Genomic DNA, 1,063 nt, shown 5'->3' with positions numbered 1-1,063 from the left:
AAAACTTACGGCGGTTCTGCTCGTGCATTCGACCAAATCGATAACGCACCAGAAGAAAAAGCGCGTGGTATCACTATCTCTACTTCACACGTAGAATACGATACTCCAACTCGCCACTACGCACACGTAGACTGCCCAGGACACGCCGACTATGTTAAAAACATGATCACTGGTGCTGCTCAGATGGACGGTGCAATCCTGGTTGTTGCTGCGACTGATGGCCCAATGCCACAAACTCGTGAGCACATCCTGTTAGGTCGCCAAGTAGGTGTTCCTTACATCATCGTGTTCCTGAACAAATGTGACATGGTAGACGACGAAGAGCTGTTAGAATTAGTTGAAATGGAAGTTCGTGAACTTCTGTCTCAATACGATTTCCCAGGCGACGACACTCCAGTTGTTCGTGGTTCAGCTCTGAAAGCGCTGGAAGGCAACCCAGAGTGGGAAGCGAAAATTGTTGAATTAGCAGGCCATCTGGATACTTACATTCCAGAGCCAGAGCGTGCAATTGACAAGCCATTCCTGCTGCCAATCGAAGACGTATTCTCAATCTCAGGTCGTGGTACAGTAGTAACAGGCCGTGTTGAGCGTGGTATCATCAAAGTTGGTGAAGAAGTTGAAATCGTTGGTATTCAAGACACGGTTAAAACAACTTGTACTGGCGTTGAAATGTTCCGTAAACTGCTTGACGAAGGTCGTGCGGGTGAGAACGTTGGTGTTCTGCTGCGTGGTACTAAGCGTGAAGAAATTCAACGTGGTCAAGTACTGGCAAAACCAGGTTCAATCAAGCCACACACTAAATTCGAATCAGAAGTTTATATTCTGAGCAAAGATGAAGGTGGTCGTCACACTCCATTCTTCAAAGGTTACCGTCCACAGTTCTACTTCCGTACAACTGACGTAACTGGTACTATCGAACTGCCAGAAGGCGTAGAGATGGTAATGCCAGGTGATAACATCAACATGATCGTTACCCTGATCCACCCAATCGCGATGGACGACGGTTTACGTTTCGCAATCCGTGAAGGTGGCCGTACTGTAGGTGCGGGTGTTGTTGCAAAAA

At 47.4% G+C, this 1,063-nt stretch carries 1 protein-coding gene; it reads left to right on the top strand.

Translation table 11 applies throughout. The annotated features are described in order from the left end of the window. Positions 1–1,063, top strand: a 1,063-nt coding sequence (tuf, locus tag PSE60_RS20580) for an elongation factor Tu (RefSeq protein ID WP_272666591.1), incomplete at both ends; no start/stop codon positions are given.

Source organism: Providencia sp. PROV174 (genome assembly GCF_028480685.1).
Lineage (GTDB): Bacteria > Pseudomonadota > Gammaproteobacteria > Enterobacterales > Enterobacteriaceae > Providencia > Providencia rettgeri.
This window is presented reverse-complemented; position numbering and strand designations above follow the sequence as displayed.